A 19,087-nucleotide genomic window follows, 5' to 3' on the forward strand; every position below is an offset into this window, starting at 1 on the left:
CGTGACCCTGAGTATAGTAGGGTGTAACTGCGCCTAGTAGTCCGTTTTTCTATCGGGCGTTTAATGCACTCAGGCTTGCACTGGCAGGGGTATCTGAGTTAATTAGAATAGTATCGGGAAGAACTCCCGGTCGGGTTCAGTAGCCTAATGACTCCATTTTGATGGGTATACTATGAAAAACGTAATACTCGAGCTGGCCCGAATCGCGCAAGCGGTCTCGGGAAGCGAAGATCCTTGGCAGCAGGCGAAAATGATCGTCGAGCTGATTAGCGAGTCGATGGCGGTCGATGTCTGTAGCCTCTATATGTCCGCTGACAGTGGCGACATGCTACTGCTGGCCTCCCATGGACTGGACGCATCGGCGGTGGGTCGCGCGCGCTTGCCCAAGGGTAAGGGCTTGGTGGGGTTGGTGGCAGACAGTCGCCACTCGATCAATACCGATAACGCCCAGCAACACCCTGCCTATCTCTACCTTGCAGAAACCCATGAGGAGCTTTTCGAGAGCTTCTGCGGTGTCCCCCTGATACGCCGAGGTGAAGTGATCGGTGTGCTGGTGGTACAGGGGCGCCAGTCGCGCAAGATCTCCCAGGAGGAAGATGCCTTCCTGGTGACGCTGGCGTCCCAGCTTAGCCTGCTCCTCGATGGCGTTTCCCTGGTACAGCAAGCGAAGGATGCTGGCGCGCCCGCTATTAATATTCGCCAGTCCGGGGTAAAGGGCGCCAGTGGGGTGGGTATCGGTAGTGTCTGGCTCTGTGGCGGTGCCGAGCTTTATGGCGTCGCCGACTGTGAGTGTGCAGATATAGAGGAAGCGGTGCAACAATGGCACCAGCTATTACAGCGGGTTCGGGTAGATATCAGTGAGCAGCAGCGCGACCTGACGCCTCAGTTATCGAGCGCCATATCCGCGATATTCGATGCGTATCAATTGTTGTTGGCTGACAAGGCTCTCATCGACAGTGTGGAGCAAAGCATTCGTCAGGGCCACGACCTGCCCAGTGCCTTGAAACGTAGTATTCAGCAGCTATCCGAGCTGTTTTTGTCTATGGATGATCCATATTTGCGAGCACGCCATGAGGATATCCATCATTTAGGCAACAAGCTTTACGGTGCCTGGCTAGGCGAGAGCCTGCAGCGTGCGCCGATCGAGGGCCCCGTGGTGCTGGTGGGGGCCCAGGTAGGTATTGCAGAAATGGCCCAGGTTCCTCCGCACCAATTAATGGGTGTGGTCTGTTACGAGGGCTCGTCACTTTCGCATACGGCTGTTGTGGCCAAGGCGATGGGGGTTCCTGCGGTTCTTGGTGTAGGTTCTTTACGGGGGATCGTGGGCGGCGAAACCATTATCGTTGATGGTAACCAGGGTGAGGTGATCCTGCATCCAGGTCCATCCCTTGTAGCCGAGTTTCGGAAACTGGTAGAGGAGGATAAGGAGCTGCTGACCCAGCTGGAAGGTTTGAGAGACCTTCCGGCGCGTACCCTTGACGGGGTGAATGTACGTTTGTTCACTAATACCGGGTTGCTGACGGATATTGAACCCGGCCTGCGCAATGGGGCGGAGGGTGTTGGCCTCTATCGAACTGAAATTCCGTTTATGGTGCACAACAGTTTTCCCTCCGAAGAGGAGCAGGTCTCGATCTACAGGACGGTTATGGAGGCTTACGCAGGGAAGCCGGTAACCATGCGAACGCTGGACATTGGTGGAGACAAGCAACTGCCCTATTTTCCCATTGCCAATGAGGAGAACCCTGCCCTGGGCTGGCGTGGTATACGTTTTTGCCTCGACAACGTGCAGCTTTTGATGACGCAGGTTAGAGCGATGCTGCGGGCAGCCGGGGGCAGTGACAAGTTGCATATTCTGTTGCCTATGATCAGCTCCAGCGAAGAGCTCGATAGCTTTATCGTGTTGCTGAATGATGCGTGCCAGCAACTCGAGACTGAGGGGTACAGAGTGTTGCGGCCTGCGCTGGGGGTGATGGTGGAGGTGCCTGCCACTATCTCCCTGCTTGAGCGCTGGTCTGGACGTATCGATTTTGTCTCTATTGGTTCCAATGACCTCAGCCAGTATCTGTTGGCGCTGGATCGAAACAACGCTCGGGTGGCTCAGCGCTACGACCCGGTACACCCATCGGTGTTGACAGAGATTGAGCGGGTGATTGATATAGCAAAGCGCTGCAAGCTGTCGCTCAGTGTGTGTGGGGAGATGGCCTCTGACCCGGTTGCGGTTGTGTTATTGCTGGGGATGGGGGTCGAGACTTTGAGTCTGAGCGCGCCGCGTTTACCCCGCATGAAAGCGTTGTTGAGATCGCTCCGAGCGGAGGATGCTCGCGAACTCTGGGCGCTGGTGTCGCAACTCGATAGCGCGACCCGGGTTCGGGCGCGTGTAGAGCAGTTTCTGCGGGACAAGAAGTTACAGCTACCTCATCCTTAACAGCCCATTGCCTCCGCGAGTTAGTGGGAGTGACCTGTTTGCTGTGAAAAAAATGTTAACCCAGGGGCTTGTTGCGTTCCGGCGGAGGGCGTCGATCACGAATGTTATCGATCAGGGACTGGTTTTGGGTGCGTCGTACAGGGCGTAGTCCGTGATGCAGTGCCGATTTGCTGAGCATATAAGCGGTGACCGGGGCGGTGATCAACAGAAACAGTGTAATAACAGGTTCTTTAAAGGTGAGGGTGTCATGGTAGACGGCGAAGTCGATCATCGAGGCCAATACTAAACAGCCAATCCCCATCGTAGTGGCCTTGGTGGGCGCATGCAGTCGGGTATAGAAGTCGGGTAGGCGCGCCAGTCCGATCGACCCGACCAGCAGCATGGTTCCGCCGAGCAGCAGTATCGCGGTGAGCAGTATCTCTATTGCAAAGTCCATACGGGTTCCCTATTCGATGATGTCGCCGCGCAGCAGGTATTTAGCCACCGCTACGGTGCTAATGAATCCCAGTAACGCGATCAACAGAGCGCCCTCGTAATAGAGGGGTGAGCCCATGTGCATGCCGAGCAGCAGGATCAGTGCGATAGCGTTGATATACATGGTATCCAGCGCCAGGATGCGATCTTGCAGCGAAGGGCCCTTTAACAGGCGCCACAGGTTGAGGAGCAGGGCCAGCCCGATGACGGAGCCACAGAGTAATATGGCACTCTCTAGCATGGGAAGATCTCCTTCAGAGGAGCTTCGTAACGCTGCTTGATCGTGCGAATCAGTTGATCCTCATCGTGCAGGTTTAAAACGTGCACGTAGAGCCAGCGATGATCCTCGGACAGGTCGGCGCTGACGGTACCGGGGGTGAGGGATATGGTGTTGGCCAGAATGGCGATGGCCACCTCGGCCTCCAGTTCCAGCGGGACGGCGATAAACGCGGGGCGGAGCCGGTCGATGGGGCCCAGTACCTGACGTGCGACCTGAAAGTTGGAGAGGATAATATCCCACACCAATTGCAGTACATAATAGATGGCGAGTCCGGGTTTACGCATTGGTGGCTGGGGGTATTGCAGTGGTGCGGTAAGAAGCGGAATTACGATGCCCAGTAACGAGCCCAGTACGATATGGCCAGGATCGATGCTGTTATTCAGTAATAACCACACGATGAGCAGCAGTATGCTGGTCCCGGGGTGGGGGAACAAACGGAAAGAGTCGTTGTTGCTCATGGCTGATTCACCCTGTTCATCATCTCTTTTACCGAGGGGTAGGATTGCTGCAACTGGTCAGCGGCTGAGTTGGTAAATTCGGTAACGGGGCCGCCAAATACCACCAATAGTAATGCTGCGACGAGTAACCAGACCACCGCAACCAGCTGCGTGAGGGGGGCTGGTTGGGCGTCGGTATGGGCTCCGGATACTTTCCAAAACAGGGTGGTACCGCCACGGGAGATAGCCACCAGAGCCCCCAGGCCGCTGATCAGCAGGAGGGACCACACCCACAACATACCGCTACTGCCATTAGACGCCTGCAGAATCAATACCTTGCCGACAAAGCCAGAAGTGGGAGGCAGGCCCGCCACCGACATGGCGGCGATAAAAAACAGGGCGCCGAGAATCCCCGCTTGAAAAATGGGGCGAGAGGGGACGAAGCGATCCTCCGCTTTGCCGCGCTGTTTGCTGATCAGGTCGGCAACCAAAAACAGAGCCCCGGTTACCAGTGTGGTATGCAGCATGTAATACAGGCCCGCGCCGAGGCCGGCTCCGCCACCGATCACCAGGGTCAGCAGCAGGGTGCCTACCGAAACCAGTACCAGGTTGGCGGTCATCGTGCGCAGAGTCGGGCTGGCCAAGACGCCGATGGTGCCGATGATCAGTGTGAGAATAGCCAGTGGCCAGATCCAGGGGTTGGCAACGTTGGCAAGGAGGCCCGCGCCGTCGCCAAATATGACGCCGTGCACACGATAAATACTGTAGATACCTACCTTGGTCATAATTGCGAAAAGGGCCGCAACCGGCGCGCTGGCGCTGGCGTAGGTGCGGGGCAGCCAGAAGTGGAGTGGCAGCATCGCGGACTTGAGCCCAAACACCAGCAGCAGTAGCAGTGCGCCGGCTTGCGCCAGCACCGCCTCCTGGGCGTTGAGCTTGAAGACCGCGCTGGCCATGTCCGCCATATTGAGGGTTCCAAGGGTGCCATACAGGATGCCGAGCGCGAACAGGAAGAACGCTGACCCCACCAGATTCAGGGTTACGTAGTGCACACTGGAGAGTGTTTTCTGTTTGCCGCCGCCGTGAATAAGCAGCGCATAGGAGGCGATCAGCAAAACTTCAAAGAACACAAACAGGTTGAAGATATCGCCGGTAAGAAAGGCACCGTTGATACCGGTGAGCTGGAACAGGAACAGGGGGTGGAAGTACATCCCTGTATTGTCCTCACCGGAGCTGGCGTAAAGCAGGGCCCCGAACGCTAAAACGCCGGTAAGCATCACCATCATCGCCGCCAACCGGTCGGCCACCAGTACGATACCAAAGGGGGGGCTCCAGCCGCCGAGGGCATAAATTTGGGTCTGGTCGCTACTGGTTACGAGCAGCAGAGCGCTGATCGCCAGCAGGATGAGCAGTGCCAGCAGTGAGCTGACGCGCTGGCGATGAATGTTGTTCTGCAGCGGTGGCAGCAGTTGCAAGATAGCCACCAGCAGTGGGATCAGTATCGGCAGAATCGCCAGGTGCTGCATCATGGGCGATCCTTCCGGTGTTCGTTGCGGCCGCTGTCTATGGGGGGGCGCCCGTCAACGTGGTCATTGCCCAGGTCAGCCCGGGCACGCATGGCGAGGATGACGACAAACGCGGTCATGGCAAAGCCGATAACGATAGCGGTTAACACCAGTGCCTGTGGCAGGGGGTCGGCGTAGTGGTTGGATACCCCCAAAATGGCGGCGCCGTTTAGTACCAAACGGCCGCTGGAAAAAAGGAACAGGTTGACCGCATAGGAGAGCAGGGTGATGCCCATAACAACCGGAAATGTTCTCCCGCGCAGGGTCAGGAATATACCGCAGGTGGTGAGGACACCAACGCAGAGGGCGTAGAGCGCTTCCATCTATTCGTGCTCCGTTTGGGTCGGGCGCTCACCGGTGGTGAGCTTGCCCAGGTTGGCAAGTATCAGCAGCACCGCACCGATAACAGTGAGATAAACGCCCAGGTCAAACAACATGGCGCTGGCGAGTTCGAATTTGCCGACGATCGGCAGGGTGACGTAATCAAACCAGCTGGACAGGAAGGGGCGTCCGAACAGCCAGCTGCCCCCACCGGTGGTAAATGAGATCAGTAGTCCACTACCGATGAGCCACTGGTAATCGAGTTTCAGACGCAGTTTCATCCAGTCGACACCATGGGCAACGTACTGCTGGATCAGGGCGATCGCGGTAATCAGTCCCGCGATAAAACCGCCGCCGGGAAGGTTGTGCCCGCGCAGGAAGATAAAGACCGACACTAACAGCGCCAGGGGTAATAAGCCCTGGGAGATGACACCCAGAATCATCGGGTGCTTATCGGTTGCCCAGGCGCGTCCGTCCATATCGCCGGAGGGCATGAAGATGCGCATCTGGGCGATCAGCTTGTAGATGCCGAGGGCGGCGATGCCGAGTACGGTGATCTCGCCAAAGGTATCAAAGCCCCGGAAGTCCACCAGAATCACGTTGACGACGTTGGTACCACCGCCGCCGGTTTTACTGTTGGCAATAAAAAAGTCGGAGATACTGTCCAGTGGGCGCGTCATGATCGCGTAATTGATGGTACCGATTACGCCGCCAATCATCGCCGAAATACCAAGGTCGCGCACGATTCGAGAGGGGCTGGACTCCTTGGGAGTGCGCTGGGGCAGAAAGAACAGCGCAAGTAATAGCAGGATGATGGTGGCAACCTCGACCAGCAGCTGGGTGAGTGCCAGGTCGGGCGCAGAAAATACCGCGAAGCTGATGGAAACGATCAGGCCGACGACGGAGAGCATCAGCAGGGCGATCAGGCGCTTGCGGTGCCAGATTACGGTCGCCAGTGCACACAGGCACAGCAGTATCGCGGCGGCGTTCATGACGTTGTTCAGGGGGATTTGAGGGCGCAAACCAGCGGTGGCGTTCAGCTCCATCATCGGTGCCCCGATCAGGGCCAGCGCCAATAGCATCAGGCAGAGCATGTAGCGTTGCAGGGATCCATTCTCCAGCCATTCCATAAAGATCGCACAGCGAGAAAATACCCACTGTACGGCGTCGTCAAACACCACCTTGGCATCGGTTTCGGGAAACTGTGCCTGGAAGCGGAATAGATTGCGGCGGTTATGGTAGATCAGCATGCCGCCGCCCATCGCTACAAGGCTCATCATCAGGGGCAGGTTAAAACCATGCCAGATCGAGAGGCTGTAGATCGGCAGCGCTCCCCCCAGTACCGCGTTGGATGCGGAAGCCAGGAGGTCGCCGACGATAAATTCGGGGAACATGCCTACCAGCAGGCAGAGCCCCACCAGAATCTCTACCGGTACTTTCATGTAGCGGGGCGGCTCGTGGGGGGTGCGGGGCAGATCGATCGGCTCGCCGTTAAAGAAGACGTCGTGGATAAAGCGAATTGAGTAAGCAACCGAGAAGGTGGCGCCCACGGTGGCGAGGACCGGGATCATCCACGAGAGTGAACCTAACGCCCCCTGATCGAGGGTTTCACCAAAGAACATCTCCTTGGAGAGGAAACCGTTAAAGAGAGGGACGCCTGCCATGGAGGCGGCTGCAACCATCGCCAGAGTGGCGGTGTAGGGCATATATTTCCACAGCCCGTTGAGTTTGCGCATGTCCCGGGAGCCGGACTCGTGGTCGATGATACCGGCAGCCATAAACAGCGACGCCTTGAAGATTGCGTGGTTGATGATGTGGAACACCGCCGCCACGGCGCCGAGCCGACTATCGAGTCCGAGTAGCAGGGTGATGAGACCCAGGTGGCTGATCGTCGAGTAGGCCAGCAACCCCTTGAGGTCATGTTTGAACAGGGCGATGTAGGCACCGAGTAGCAGTGTTGCCAACCCGGTCAGGCTCACGATCAGGAACCACTGTTCGGTACCCGCCAAGACCGGGAAAAAACGCGCTAGCAGGAACAGACCGGCTTTGACCATGGTCGCCGAGTGCAGGTAGGCGCTGACCGGGGTGGGGGCCGCCATGGCGTGGGGTAGCCAGAAGTGAAACGGAAACTGGGCCGATTTGGTAAAGGCACCGAGTAGCACCAGAATCAGAACTGTCGAGTAATGGCTGCTATTGCGAATCAGGTCGCCACTGGCGAGTACGGTTTGCAGGTCGTAACTGCCTACGATGCCGCCCATCATCAGCAAGCCGGCGAGCAGTGCCAGGCCACCGGCGCCGGTAACGCTGAGGGCCATTCGTGCGCCCTTGCGGGCATCGCTATTGTGAGACCAGAAACTGATGAGCAAAAAGGAGCTGATACTGGTTAGTTCCCAGTAGATCCATAGCTGGATCAGGTTGTTGGATAGCACGATGCCCAGCATCGCGGTCATAAACAGGATCAAGTAGGAGTAAAAACGCCCCATGGAATCTTTATCGGACAGGTAGTAGCGAGCGTATAAAATGATCAGCAGGCCGATACCCAGAATGAGTAAGGCAAAAAGCAGAGCCAGGCCGTCCAGGTGGAAAGAGATCTCCAGCCCAATGGCTGGAATCCAGCTAATGGTTTTCTGTATCGAGTTGCCGGCGAACACCTGTGGCAAGTAGCTGAGCACAATCGCCAACGCCAGGGCCGGTGCCAGTGAGGTAAAGAGTGCGCAGACACTTCGACCCCAGCGAGCGCTGAGCAGGGGCATCAGGGTACCGAACATCGGCAGTAACGGTATCCAGATAAGGCTCATAGCGTGGAGGTGTTCCATTGTTCAAAAGGTTAAGCTGCACCGAGGTTGGTTGATTCATGATCAAAGCGCCAGTGCGGCCCGAATAGGATGTTAAGAATATCCAGATTGAAAAGAGTAGTCCATAAGGCGTCGGCTGGTTCTGGGGTCAATAGCCTTTGGCGTACGGGCTAAAGGCTCAGTCGGCCGGTGGAAATGCGAGCAAGCGTCGCCCTGCGCCCAGCATGGATCGTCAAGCAGCAGGATACAGCAGGGGGCACAGGGAGCAGTAGAGATAGTTGTCTCTCTGGGCATCGACACAGCTATCTCTATGACATCGACACAGCATCCGGCACAAAAGTGAAGAGCGATCTCCCTTAGGTTTGCTGGCGCCACCTCTTGTAACGACGGGTAAGGCGTGAGCTGCGCCACTGGTCCATCATCAGGGTATAAACAGGAGAAAGTCTCGCCTGTACGGGCTTTCCTGCACCGAGACGATGAATCTGCCTGCGCACAAGCGCCATCACGGCCAAGGCGCTGAGAGTTTTGTCTTTCCAGTTTACTTGCGGGCGCGAGGCGGCGTATTCGCCCTGTTGCCAGCGTAGGGGAAGGTCAGGTGTCATCGCCAGTGCGGTGCCCAGTCCAACCAGATCGACGCCCTCGGTGAGCACCTGTTCGGCGGTTTGGCGATGGAGGATGCCACCGGTCGTCATCACTGGCATTTGGGCGGCCGTGGCGATCCCGCGGGCAAACTCCAGAAAATAGGCCTCCCGTGCCAGAGTGCGCTGGTCAGCCGTGCGGCCCTGCATAGCGGGACTTTCGTAGCTGCCCCCGGAGAGTTCGACTACATCCACCGCCTCCCTGTTCAGTAACTCGACGACGGCCCGTGCATCGGCTTCATCGAAGCCGCCGCGCTGAAAATCAGCCGAATTGATCTTTACGGCAACTGCAAACCCCGGAGCGACCCGCTGACGGATACCCCGCACGACCTCAAGTAGCAGGCGGGCGCGGTTTTCGAGTGAGCCTCCCCAGCGGTCATTGCGGTGGTTGGTGAGGGGGGAGAGAAACTGTGAGATCAGATAGCCATGGGCCGCGTGGACCTGAACACCATCAAAGCCTGCAGCTTCTGCCTGGCACGCGGTGTCGGCAAACCGCTGGATGGTTTCCTCTATCTGGGCTTCGCTCATCGGGACCGGTTGGCCGAAAAGAGTGGAGTGTTTGCCCAGATCAAGGGGGATATCGGAAGGTGACCATACGTTGCCCTCCATTGCCGCGTAAACCTGCCTGCCGGGATGGTTGATCTGCATCCACAGCTGTCCACCGCCGGATTTGCCGGCTGTAGCCCAGGTCTGAAAGGGTTTCAGGTCGGTGTCCCGCTCCAGCACGATACCGCCGGGGCCCGTCATGGCGCGATGATCGACCATGACGTTACCCGTAATCATCAATCCGATCTTGCCTTCGGCCCAGCGACGATAAAGCCCGAAGATCGCTTTACCCGGTCGCTGGCCCAGTTCGCCTAACCCCTCCTCCATGGCCGCCTTGGTCAGGCGCGAGGGCAAGGTGGCGCCGCAGGGAAGTGGTAGCGGAGTAAAGAGTGGGGACGATTGCATAACGGGAGCCTTCATATATAGAGATGGTCAGGCTACTATAAGGTTAAAGCAGGGTTTAAGGTCAAGAGGCTGTTGTGCAGATAGGGGAGTTGGCTAAACGCACCGGGGTGCGAGCTTCGGCTATTCGGTTCTACGAGCGGCGGGGGCTGCTGCCGGCGGCTGATCGCAGTGGGAATGGCTATCGTCACTATCCGCCCAGTGCAGTGATGCGCTTGCAGATGATTCAGTATGCACAAAATCTTGGGCTGCCGCTGGATCAGATCGCTACGATGGTGGGGCAGGATACCAAACCGCAGGAACAGAAAGCTGCCCTCAGGGCGCGGCTGCAGCAGCGGGAGGAGGAGATCACGGCGATGCAACAACTGCTCGCCAACCAGCAGCACCATGTGCAACTGCTGCTCGGCACGTTGGATCGATACTGGTCAAAAGGGAGCTGTGTACCCTTGGCTGAATTGGAACGTTTGGCCAGCGCTACGGCGGATAGGTCTCCCCCTGTCGCCCCGCCGTCTAGCGAGTGCTCAAAGGAGGAGAGGTAGCGCGAGCCGGGTAAGGAGTAAGAGGGCCGCTAGTGCGGCCCTTCAGTTGCGGTATTATTTTTCAACAATACGGTTGTGGGTTAGTCCTTGGTGGCAATCGATGCAGGTTTCGCCGCGACTGGCCATCTGCTGATGATTCAGTCGAGCGCGTTGCGGCTGTTGCTCCAGGACAAAGTTGTCACCCTGATGGCAATTCCGACAGGTACTGGAATCGTTTGCTTTCATTACCTCCCAGACGCCCTCGGCCATTGCGGGTCGCAGTGACTCGAAGTTCTCCTTGGTCACAGTGCCGGCCATCATGTGGTAAATATCAGCGATAGCGACGATTTTTACCTTCATCTTTTCCAGGAAGGGATGGGGAACATGACAGTCCGCGCAGGTGGCCGGAATATCGATGCCGTCTCCATAATGGCTCGATGCCTGGTACTCCTGAACAATGGTATCCATCGTCAGGTGACAGCTGAAACAGAAGGCGTTCTGGTTCGAGAGCACCATAACTCCCTGGAACGAACCGGCCCCCAGAAACAACAGCACTACACCGATGGGGATTCCGAGCAGTAGTGGCTTTTTGAGCCATTGCCACAAACGTTGCCACCGGGTTTTATTATTCTCAACATGGTTCACAATAACCTCCTCTGTTGAGGGAAGTGGAGGGAGCGTGCTCCCTCCTCCCGGTTGCTACTTACTTTCATTCAAGTAACGGGCCTTGAATGCAGCCTGTGCTTCCTTACGAGCTTTCTTTACATTTTCCGGTTCTTTGCCGGTGAACCATGCGTGCTCAGGTCGCGCCAGGATTTCGTCAAGAACCTTGCGGGCTCTTTCTGCTCCAGCTGTGTTGCCAGCATGTTCAGCCTTTTCGACGACCTCCAGATACTGTGGAACCATCTCCACGTAGAAGCGCTCGGCGACTTCAAACATGCCGTGCCACTGCACATAGTCGGGAGCCTGCATGGCCGCGCCATGACGAGCCCTGCGACCCTCGTGGTGCCAGAGGTAGAACCAGGTCCACTCGATCTCTTCGTCGAACCCGACATCGGTGAGCATCTTCTCCTTCTTCAGGGTTCCCATCAGGGTTTTACCGGGGCTGGCAAACTTGTCGTTGTAGAGATTGACCAGTGAATCGAACTGCTGGTAGAAGCTATCGATCATGGATTTGGTGTGACAGGACTGGCAGACATCGGTCATATCCCTACGGCGGTCCTCCCAGGATTTCACCTCTTTACCCTGGGCCTTGGCCTTGGCGTCGATCTTCTCGGAAACCGCGGGGCGTAGTGTCCAGCTGATACGATCACCCACATCGTGGGTGATGGGCTGTTCACGGGTCGCTGACATGTGGCAGGTGGCACAGGTAGGTGCAGCGTCATAGTCTTCGCCCACTATCCACTTGGCAGAATCGAGGTTCATGCGGTCGACGTTAGCGTAAAAATTGATGCCGTGCTTGGACTCTTCATAGATCTCTTTCTGGGGGTGGTCAGGGCCCAGGTGGCACTTGCCGCAGGCTTCAGGCCGGCGCGCTTGCACCATGGAAAACTCGTGGCGCTGGTGACAGGCAGTACAGGCGCCCACGGAACCATCGGGATTAAGGCGGCCGATGCCGGTGTTGGGCCAGGTGGTCGGGTCGAGATCGCCGTTTTCCATCACCTTCACTTCCGAGCCATGGCACTGCCAGCAACCATTCACCGCTGCCGGGGATTGGCCGTTAAAGGTCAGTGCGCCTTCGACGACCTCTGCGAGAAAGTTATCCAGTGAGCCGATGATCTGGCCTGCCTTGGCGTGATGGCTCTTGGCAAACTCGTCAACTTCGGCGCTATGGCAGGAAGCGCAGTCCTTGGGGGAGACGATGATGGCGATGGTCTCGCCTTCGTGTTGAATGGCGTCCTTATCGCCGGGCTCCGCCTGGTGACATTCATAGCAGCCAACATTGGCACCGTAGTGTTTGGAGCGACCCCATTGGGCGTAGACAGAGGGGTTTTTCTCCTTGTGGCAGGCAGCACACTCGGCGCTTTCCTGACTGAGTTGTTTAAAGGGTTTCAAAACCAGCGATTTGGCGGCAGCCATGCTGGGAGATGAGACAAGAAAGAGAAGAGTTGCCAGCGCTGTACAGAGCGCAACGGCAAGCGAATGACGTCGGGTATCCATGGTAAAATCCTCGCGAGCTTCCTGCTGGGGTTATTATTACCACACGGTACTACCATCTCCGGGCAGATACTGTTGATAGTAGATCGGATGGTCAAAACCACCTTGATTGAGATCAAGAATCGGGTGCATGGGATAGCGATGGAAGGGGCACTAAGGTTGGATAAGATCAAGCAGCAGCGGTACCAGAGGGAGCCAGGCCAGGAAGGCCAGGTTACTCACCAGCCAGCAGGCATTAGCCAGCCCCTGGTTTAAACCGAACAGTGCCGCCGGTACGATGGTAAGGACTGCGGCGGGCATACTGGCCAGAATCAATACGGTCGCGGCAATCAGGCCTCCATTGACCTGTTGCAGTCCCAGCAGCCAAACCATCCCCAGCCCCAGCGCGGGTAAGAGTACAACCCGCAGCAGCGATATGGGAAGCGCTCGGCCCAGCTCCGGCAATAGCGCCCGGAAACGAAACACCAGCCCCACCGAGATCATGAGCAAAAAGGAGCTGGCAGGCACTAATATTGAGGTAACCGATCCCATCCACAGGGGACGCGAGATACCCGCCAGATTCAGCACCATGCCACAGAGCCAGCACCCAACCACCGAAAGCAGGACCGGGTCTTTCCATACGGCGGCGGGGGTGTCGGCCTGGCCGATGCCATGCCGGCGGGCGTAGGGGAACAGAAGTCCAAAATAGATCAGCTCTTCGAACAGTTTGTACAGTGGCAAAAGTGCCAGGCCGGGCTCACCCAGATAGACAAACAGGGTTAGTGAACCCAGGGCACCCAGATTAACGAAACCGCCGCTGGGCCCATAAACCGCCCGATCTGCAGGGCTCATACCCAGCGGGCGACTGAGTCCCAGCCCGAGGAAAAATCCGGCCAGCATGATGGCAGCACCGATCAGGGGGAGCCACGCCAGCGCCCAGTGCAACTGCTGCAGGTTCCACATGGCCAGCAAAATGGAGATCGGTACGGTGATGCGCAGCGCCAGTGCAACGGCCAGTGACCGCCAGTGGGCGCTGGACTCGGGGCGCCAGCCGAAAAGCAGTTGTCCCAGTGAAAAGCCAGCAATCATCACCACGAAGATAAGAGTAAAGTCGCTCATAAAAAATAGCAGGCTAAGATCCGGGTTGGTTGACGGCAGGGGTATTTAGGACGGTGCTGATCTTCGACAGTGACCGCACCCCTATTCTGAGGCCTGGAGGGGGGCATTGCCATTAGGCGGTGGTAGCAAGATGAAAGTCTGCTACACCCGCAGGGGCGGGTGTAGCAAGGGTTGCTAGATCAGCTCTTGGTAGAGCGTCCGTGTTGCATCAACGGTAAGGGGGATCGGATTGCCTCCTGCACTGGGATCATCGACCGCCATCTGTGCCAGCAGCTCGATCTGCTTGCGGTCGACCCCAAGTGCGCTGAGGGATTTGGGGACATCCATCGCCTCGGAAAATTCGATTACCCACTCCAGGAAGCCGTCAAAGCCCCCCGCTATCCCCAGATAAGCCGCCAGCGGCTCAACGCGCTCCTCAATGGCGCGACGATTAAAGCGGATTACGGCAGGAAGGGCGATGGCGTTGGTCATGCCATGGGGAGTGTTATAGACCGCGCCGACCGGGTGGGAGAGTGCGTGTACCGCCCCCAACCCTTTCTGGAAGGCCGTCGCACCCATGGCTGCGGCACTCATCATATGCCCACGGGCTTCGATGTCGCTACCGTCGGCGAAGGCGCGGGGCAGGTACTCCTTCACCAGTCGCATACCCTCAAGGGCGATGCCCTGGGACATGGGGTGATAAAAGGGCGAACAGTAAGCCTCGAAGCTGTGAATAAACGCATCCAGCCCGGTGCCGGCAGTGATCACCGAGGGCATTCCCACCGTCAGTTCCGGGTCGCAGATAACGATCGAAGGCAGCATCTTCGGGTGAAAGATAATCTTCTTAACGTGGGTGGCGGAGTTGGTGAGAATCGATGCGCGTCCTACTTCCGATCCGGTACCCGCGGTGGTGGGTACGGCGATAATCGGTGCGATCGCATCGGCGTCGGCCCGTGTCCACCAGTCGTCGATATCTTCAAAGTCCCATACCGAACGGGTCTGCCCCGCCATAAAGGCCAGCAACTTAGCCAGGTCGAGGCCCGAGCCACCACCGAAAGCGATAACGCCGTCGTGGTTGCCGCTGCGGTAAACCTCAAGTCCGGCATCCAGAGCGTGGTCATCGGGGTTGGGGTGAACCTCGCAAAAGAGCGCACGCCCCAGACCCTCTCGTTGCATCAGGTCGAGGGTGGAGGTCGTAATCGGAAGCGATGCCAGCCCCTTATCGGTGACCAGTAACGGGCGTTTGATGCCCAGTTGTTGGCAGGCGTCGGCCAGTTCGGTAATGCGTCCGGCGCCAAAGCGGATTGCGGTGGGATAGCTCCAGTTGGCGGTCAGTGACATCAGGTGATCCTCTTGAAATGGTAGGACTTGGGTCGGGTCAGGTTGTGGAACCCGATTGTTGAAAGGGCGCCGCCGCGACCGGTATTTTTGCAGCCGGTCCAGCACAGGGCCGGGTCCAGGTAGTCGGCGCGATTCATAAAGACCGTGCCGGTTTGCAGCTGATCGCCGATGACGGCGGCCCGTGAGGCGTCGGTGGTCCATAACGAGGCGGTTAAACCGAACTCGCAATCGTTCATCAATGAGATCGCCTCGGCATCGCTCTCGACCTTCATGATTCCCACTACCGGGCCGAAACTTTCGTCGCGCATCACCCGCATATCGTGGGTGACGTGGGTTAATATTTGCGGTGCCAGGTAGGCACCACCATCGTCTGCGGGAAACAGTGCCGGGTCGATCATGGCGCGGGCGCCGTCATCAATGGCTTCGCTGATCTGGGCACGTACCTCCAGGGCGAAGCGCTTGTTGGCCATGGGACCCAGGGTGGTGGAATCATCGAGCGGGTTACCCAGCGTGTAGGCCGAGACGATATTGACCGCCTTTTCGACAAAGGCCTCGTAGAGGCTGGCGTGTACATAGATGCGTTCGATGCCACAGCAACATTGGCCGGAGTTAAACATGGCGCCATCAATCAATGTGTCGACCGCAGCATCGAGATCGGCATCTTCCATCACGTAACCGGGGTCTTTGCCTCCGAGTTCGAGCCCCAGTCCGGTGAAGGTGCCAGCGGCCGCGCGTTCGATCGCCTGGCCGCCACCGACCGATCCGGTGAAATTGATAAAGTCGAACTGGCGCTGGGCGATAAGCTGCTCCATGGTGCCGTGGTCGGAGAAGATATTGATAAAGAGGTTCGCGGGCAGACCGGCCTCAGAAAAGGCTTCAACCATACGCTCACCTACGACCAGAGTTTGGGTGGAATGCTTCAGCACTACGGCGTTGCCGGCGATCAGGGCCGGAGCCACGGTGTTGATCGCCGTCATGTAGGGGTAGTTCCAGGGCGCGATTACCAGCACAACGCCGTGGGGTTCGCGCTGAATTCGGCGCTCGAAGGTATCCGATGCTTCAACAATAATCGGCGCTAGAGCGTCAGTGGCGATATCGGCCATATAGCTGGCGCGTTCGTGAACGCCTCCGAATTCCCCTCCGTAGCGAATGGGCCTGCCCATCATGCGTGCCAACTCAGGGACGATCTCATCGTTCATCTGCCCCAGACGTTCGACGCCGGCACGCACCAGGGCTACACGCTCGCTCAAGGGACGTGATGACCACTCAGATTGTGCGGCGCGTGCCGCGTCTATCCTGTGTTGTGCATCGACAGCCGATAGCACTTCCCGCTCGGCATAAACCGAGCCATCAATAGGGCTAATGCACTTAAGCGTTTTAATGTTACTCATGGACATACTCTCAAAGGTGGACGCCAGGGCAGTTGGGTCGCCCTGTAGCGCGCGAAAGATTGGGTAAAAATAGACTTATTCAGGCTCGCTCGAAACCGCGCTGCACTTCCCAGTCGGTGACCCTGCGGTCGTACTCAAACTGCTCCCAGCGTGCGGCATGGACATAGTGATCGATTACGTCATCTCCAAACGCAGCGCGTAGCATGGCAGAGTCATTGAGCGCCGTTGCCGCATCGCGCAAGGTAGTGGGAATTTGACGTACGTCGTCACCGCCCTTGTAGGCATCGCCCTTAAACTCAGGCTCCAGTTGGCGCTGGTTTTCGATGCCATCGATGCCCGCGGCAATTAATGCTGCCATCGCGAGATAGGGGTTGAGGTCGGCGCCGCCGACCCGGCACTCGACGCGTACCGCTTTGCTGTTTTCTCCGCACACGCGATAGCCTGCGGTACGGTTATCCATGCTCCAGATCGCTTTTGTGGGGGCGAAGGTGCCCTCGACAAAGCGCTTGTAGGAGTTGATGTAAGGTGCCAGGAAGTAGGTGATCTCACCGGCGTTGTGGAGCAGTCCTGCCATGTATTGAAGCATTAGGGTAGACATTCCGTGCTCGGCTTTTGGGTCGTAAAACAGAGGGGTGCCTTCCAGTGACCACAACGACTGGTGCACGTGGGAGGAGTTGCCGGCGGAGTCATAATTCCACTTGGCCATAAAACTGACCGACTGCCCCTGTTGCCAGGCGATCTCCTTGCAGGCGTTTTTGATGATGGAGTGATTGTCTGCCATCGTCAGCGCCTCGGCGTAGCGCACGTTGATCTCCTCCTGTCCGGCTGCGGCCTCGCCCTTGGAGTTTTCCACGGGGATGTTGGCGCCCTGCAAACCGTTGCGGATCGCCCGCATCACGTTTTCCTCCTTGGTGGTTTGGAAGATGTGATAGTCCTCGTTGTAGGTGCTGACCAGATCCAGGCTGCGGTAGCCCTTCGCGTGGGCTTGCTCGTAGCTGTCCTTGAACAGGAAGAACTCCAGTTCGGTGGCCATAAAGGGCTTCATTCCCATGGCCTTAAGCCGTGCAACCTGTTTTTTCAAAATGGCACGCGGAGAGTGTGCCACCTCTTCGTGGGTGTGGTGATCGAGCATGTCGCACAGAACCAGTGCGGTGCCCTCTAGCCAGGGGATTCGGCGCAGGGTGGCGAGATCGGGTTTCATGACATAGTCGCCATAGCCCGCTTCCCAGCCGGTCGACTTGTAGCCGGAGACGGTTTCCATCTCCATATCGGTGGCTTGCAGATAGTTACAGCAGTGGGTCTCTTGCCAGGCTCCGTCGATAAAAAACTCGGCCTGGAATCGCTTGCCCATCAGGCGCCCTTGCATATCAACCTGACACGCCAGCACGGTATCGATATCCCCGCTGTGGACCGCGGCCTTGAGTTCTTCGAGAGTCATTTTTCCTGCCATTTTCTTACCCTTTTCTGCGTAACAATTGAAAAGATATTGGAGCTGTTTTCCAATAATTAGCGGATTGGAATACCCGCAGATTTGCCTCCGGGTATTCCAGTGCCACTGACCGGGTGGCCCTAACTGTAGCGGTAGGGTTTTCCAGCTTTTGCCATCACCTCGGAGTATTCCTTGAGGATCTTAACCACCCGTGCGTTGCGGTCGCTCTTGGCCGCGATCTCATCCCAGAACTTGTGCGCTTCCGCTTCCACGGTTGCCCACTCAGCGTCAGGAATAGTCGTCAGCTTCATCTTGCTGCCGCCGGTACGCAGTTGGGCTTCGCCACCCCAGTACCAGTGTTGGCGATAGTAGTGTGAGCTATCCATCGTCAGTTTGAACAGGGTCTGCAGGTGCTCTGGCAATGCATCCCAACGCTCGGAGTTGGCGAAGTAGGAGCCGACCCAGGCACCGGAGATGTTGTTGGTGAGGAAGTAATTGGTGACGTCGGCCCAACCGACGGTGTAATCCTCGGTAATACCGGACCAGGCGATACCATCCAACTCACCGGTTTGTACCGCCACCTCGATATCCTCCCAGGGCAGGGTGACCGGCACTACGCCAAAGCGGGAGAGGAACTTACCCGCGGTAGGGAAGGTGAATATCCGCTTGCCCTTGAGGTCTGCGAGACTGTTGATCGGTTCTACCGTTGCAAAGTGGCAGGGGTCCCAGGCGCCGGCGCCGAGCCAGGTAACGCCTTCAACCTCGTCGTACGCCTCTTTCCAGATCTCGTTAAGGCCGTACTGGTTAAAGAGAACGGGGACATCGAGGCTGTAACGGGTGCCGAAGGGGAAGTAACCGCCAAAGACTGAGATGTCGACAGGCGCTGCGATGGAGTCATCGTCACTCTGTACGGCGTCGATGGTACCGCGCTGCATGGCGCGAAATAGCTCACCGGTCGGTACCAGCTGGTCTGCATAGTAGAGCTCGATCTCCATCTCTCCGTTGGCAACCTGATTAAAGGCGTCGATGGAGGGCTTGATGACGTGCTCTCCCAGAGCGGGGCCGGCGTAGGTTTGTAGTCGCCATTTAATTTTTTTGTTGCTGGCCGCGTGAACTGCGGGTGCGCCTAGCACTGATGTTCCTACTACGGCGGCGGATGCCGCTCCGGCTTTCTTCAGAAAATCGCGGCGAGTATTTGTCTCGCTTATATCCTTATCTTTCTTGTCAGTCATGCTTTTCTCCTACTTATTGATCATTGGTACGTGGATCATCAGGTTCAAATGGCTACTTT

Annotated in this window: 16 protein-coding genes; 2 read left to right on the forward strand and 14 right to left on the reverse strand. The window is 57.5% G+C overall.

Features of this window, described 5'->3' with window-relative positions; translation table 11 throughout:
* Positions 1–172: 172 nt before the first annotated feature.
* Entirely contained in the window at positions 173–2,425 is a 2,253-nt protein-coding gene (gene ptsP, locus ACP3PW_RS08155) for a phosphoenolpyruvate--protein phosphotransferase (RefSeq protein WP_426416197.1), read from the forward strand.
* A 55-nt stretch (positions 2,426–2,480) separates the two neighbouring features.
* On the opposite strand, the gene ACP3PW_RS08160 is transcribed toward ptsP, so the two are convergent.
* The 7 genes from ACP3PW_RS08160 to ACP3PW_RS08190 all read right to left on the reverse strand — a co-directional run bounded on the left by ACP3PW_RS08160 (position 2,481) and on the right by ACP3PW_RS08190 (position 9,886).
* Positions 2,481–2,861: a Na+/H+ antiporter subunit G gene (locus ACP3PW_RS08160; RefSeq protein WP_426416198.1), complete on the reverse strand. Its 381-nt coding sequence runs from the start codon at positions 2,859–2,861 to the stop codon at positions 2,481–2,483.
* Positions 2,862–2,870: 9 nt separating this feature from the next.
* Entirely contained in the window at positions 2,871–3,140 is a 270-nt protein-coding gene (locus tag ACP3PW_RS08165; RefSeq protein WP_426416199.1) for a K+/H+ antiporter subunit F, read from the reverse strand.
* Positions 3,134–3,637, reverse strand: a complete 504-nt coding sequence (locus ACP3PW_RS08170) for a Na+/H+ antiporter subunit E (protein WP_426416200.1) — start codon at positions 3,635–3,637, stop codon at positions 3,134–3,136. Before ACP3PW_RS08170 ends, ACP3PW_RS08165 begins: the two co-directional genes overlap by 7 nt.
* The gene (locus tag ACP3PW_RS08175; protein ID WP_426417024.1) at positions 3,634–5,142 is read right to left on the reverse strand and encodes a monovalent cation/H+ antiporter subunit D; all 1,509 of its coding nucleotides are present in this window, start codon (positions 5,140–5,142) and stop codon (positions 3,634–3,636) included. The genes ACP3PW_RS08170 and ACP3PW_RS08175 overlap by 4 nt, the downstream gene beginning before the upstream one ends.
* Positions 5,142–5,504, reverse strand: a complete 363-nt coding sequence (locus ACP3PW_RS08180) for a Na+/H+ antiporter subunit C (protein WP_426416201.1) — start codon at positions 5,502–5,504, stop codon at positions 5,142–5,144. Before ACP3PW_RS08180 ends, ACP3PW_RS08175 begins: the two co-directional genes overlap by 1 nt.
* On the reverse strand, positions 5,505–8,300 hold the full coding sequence (locus tag ACP3PW_RS08185; RefSeq protein ID WP_426416202.1) for a monovalent cation/H+ antiporter subunit A: 2,796 nt from the start codon (positions 8,298–8,300) through the stop codon (positions 5,505–5,507).
* A gap of 353 nt (positions 8,301–8,653) precedes the next feature.
* Positions 8,654–9,886 carry an NADH:flavin oxidoreductase/NADH oxidase family protein gene (locus ACP3PW_RS08190; RefSeq protein WP_426416203.1) on the reverse strand — a complete coding sequence of 411 codons (1,233 nt, stop codon included), beginning with the start codon at positions 9,884–9,886 and terminating at the stop codon, positions 8,654–8,656.
* A 74-nt stretch (positions 9,887–9,960) separates the two neighbouring features.
* Between ACP3PW_RS08190 and ACP3PW_RS08195 the strand changes: the two genes are divergently transcribed.
* A complete protein-coding gene (locus ACP3PW_RS08195) occupies positions 9,961–10,422 on the forward strand; it encodes a MerR family transcriptional regulator (RefSeq protein ID WP_426416204.1) in 462 nt (153 codons plus the stop codon).
* A 54-nt stretch (positions 10,423–10,476) separates the two neighbouring features.
* Here the strand turns inward: ACP3PW_RS08195 and ACP3PW_RS08200 are convergent, their stop codons facing one another.
* From ACP3PW_RS08200 to ACP3PW_RS08230, 7 genes are all read right to left on the reverse strand, one after another.
* Positions 10,477–11,046: a NapC/NirT family cytochrome c gene (locus ACP3PW_RS08200; RefSeq protein WP_426416205.1), complete on the reverse strand. Its 570-nt coding sequence runs from the start codon at positions 11,044–11,046 to the stop codon at positions 10,477–10,479.
* A gap of 54 nt (positions 11,047–11,100) precedes the next feature.
* Positions 11,101–12,561 carry a multiheme c-type cytochrome gene (locus ACP3PW_RS08205; RefSeq protein WP_426416206.1) on the reverse strand — a complete coding sequence of 487 codons (1,461 nt, stop codon included), beginning with the start codon at positions 12,559–12,561 and terminating at the stop codon, positions 11,101–11,103.
* Between the two features lie 150 nt (positions 12,562–12,711).
* Positions 12,712–13,656, reverse strand: a complete 945-nt coding sequence (locus tag ACP3PW_RS08210; RefSeq protein ID WP_426416207.1) for an AEC family transporter — start codon at positions 13,654–13,656, stop codon at positions 12,712–12,714.
* A 174-nt stretch (positions 13,657–13,830) separates the two neighbouring features.
* The gene (locus ACP3PW_RS08215; RefSeq protein WP_426416208.1) at positions 13,831–14,976 is read right to left on the reverse strand and encodes an iron-containing alcohol dehydrogenase; all 1,146 of its coding nucleotides are present in this window, start codon (positions 14,974–14,976) and stop codon (positions 13,831–13,833) included.
* The gene (locus tag ACP3PW_RS08220; protein ID WP_426416209.1) at positions 14,976–16,367 is read right to left on the reverse strand and encodes an aldehyde dehydrogenase family protein; all 1,392 of its coding nucleotides are present in this window, start codon (positions 16,365–16,367) and stop codon (positions 14,976–14,978) included. Before ACP3PW_RS08220 ends, ACP3PW_RS08215 begins: the two co-directional genes overlap by 1 nt.
* 79 nt (positions 16,368–16,446) lie before the next feature.
* On the reverse strand, positions 16,447–17,817 hold the full coding sequence (locus ACP3PW_RS08225; protein WP_426416210.1) for a glutamine synthetase family protein: 1,371 nt from the start codon (positions 17,815–17,817) through the stop codon (positions 16,447–16,449).
* 119 nt (positions 17,818–17,936) lie between these two features.
* The gene (locus ACP3PW_RS08230; protein ID WP_426416211.1) at positions 17,937–19,028 is read right to left on the reverse strand and encodes a TRAP transporter substrate-binding protein; all 1,092 of its coding nucleotides are present in this window, start codon (positions 19,026–19,028) and stop codon (positions 17,937–17,939) included.
* Positions 19,029–19,087: the final 59 nt, after the last annotated feature.

It is taken from the genome of Aestuariirhabdus sp. LZHN29, assembly GCF_049985285.1.
Lineage (GTDB): Bacteria > Pseudomonadota > Gammaproteobacteria > Pseudomonadales > Aestuariirhabdaceae > Aestuariirhabdus.

What these genes read in the sequence shown, in the direction of transcription:
- ACP3PW_RS08185 (WP_426416202.1), bottom strand. Translation starts at nt 8,300, where the DNA reads ATGAGCCTTATCTGGATACCGTTACTGCCGATGTTCGGTACCCTGATG.
- ACP3PW_RS08210 (WP_426416207.1), bottom strand. Translation starts at nt 13,656, where the DNA reads ATGAGCGACTTTACTCTTATCTTCGTGGTGATGATTGCTGGCTTTTCA.
- ACP3PW_RS08225 (WP_426416210.1), bottom strand. Translation starts at nt 17,817, where the DNA reads ATGGCAGGAAAAATGACTCTCGAAGAACTCAAGGCCGCGGTCCACAGC.
- ACP3PW_RS08190 (WP_426416203.1), bottom strand. Translation starts at nt 9,886, where the DNA reads ATGCAATCGTCCCCACTCTTTACTCCGCTACCACTTCCCTGCGGCGCC.
- ACP3PW_RS08165 (WP_426416199.1), bottom strand. Translation starts at nt 3,140, where the DNA reads ATGCTAGAGAGTGCCATATTACTCTGTGGCTCCGTCATCGGGCTGGCC.
- ACP3PW_RS08230 (WP_426416211.1), bottom strand. Translation starts at nt 19,028, where the DNA reads ATGACTGACAAGAAAGATAAGGATATAAGCGAGACAAATACTCGCCGC.
- ACP3PW_RS08175 (WP_426417024.1), bottom strand. Translation starts at nt 5,142, where the DNA reads ATGCAGCACCTGGCGATTCTGCCGATACTGATCCCACTGCTGGTGGCT.
- ptsP (WP_426416197.1), top strand. Translation starts at nt 173, where the DNA reads ATGAAAAACGTAATACTCGAGCTGGCCCGAATCGCGCAAGCGGTCTCG.
- ACP3PW_RS08215 (WP_426416208.1), bottom strand. Translation starts at nt 14,976, where the DNA reads ATGTCACTGACCGCCAACTGGAGCTATCCCACCGCAATCCGCTTTGGC.
- ACP3PW_RS08180 (WP_426416201.1), bottom strand. Translation starts at nt 5,504, where the DNA reads ATGGAAGCGCTCTACGCCCTCTGCGTTGGTGTCCTCACCACCTGCGGT.
- ACP3PW_RS08220 (WP_426416209.1), bottom strand. Translation starts at nt 16,367, where the DNA reads ATGAGTAACATTAAAACGCTTAAGTGCATTAGCCCTATTGATGGCTCG.
- ACP3PW_RS08160 (WP_426416198.1), bottom strand. Translation starts at nt 2,861, where the DNA reads ATGGACTTTGCAATAGAGATACTGCTCACCGCGATACTGCTGCTCGGC.
- ACP3PW_RS08205 (WP_426416206.1), bottom strand. Translation starts at nt 12,561, where the DNA reads ATGGATACCCGACGTCATTCGCTTGCCGTTGCGCTCTGTACAGCGCTG.
- ACP3PW_RS08170 (WP_426416200.1), bottom strand. Translation starts at nt 3,637, where the DNA reads ATGAGCAACAACGACTCTTTCCGTTTGTTCCCCCACCCCGGGACCAGC.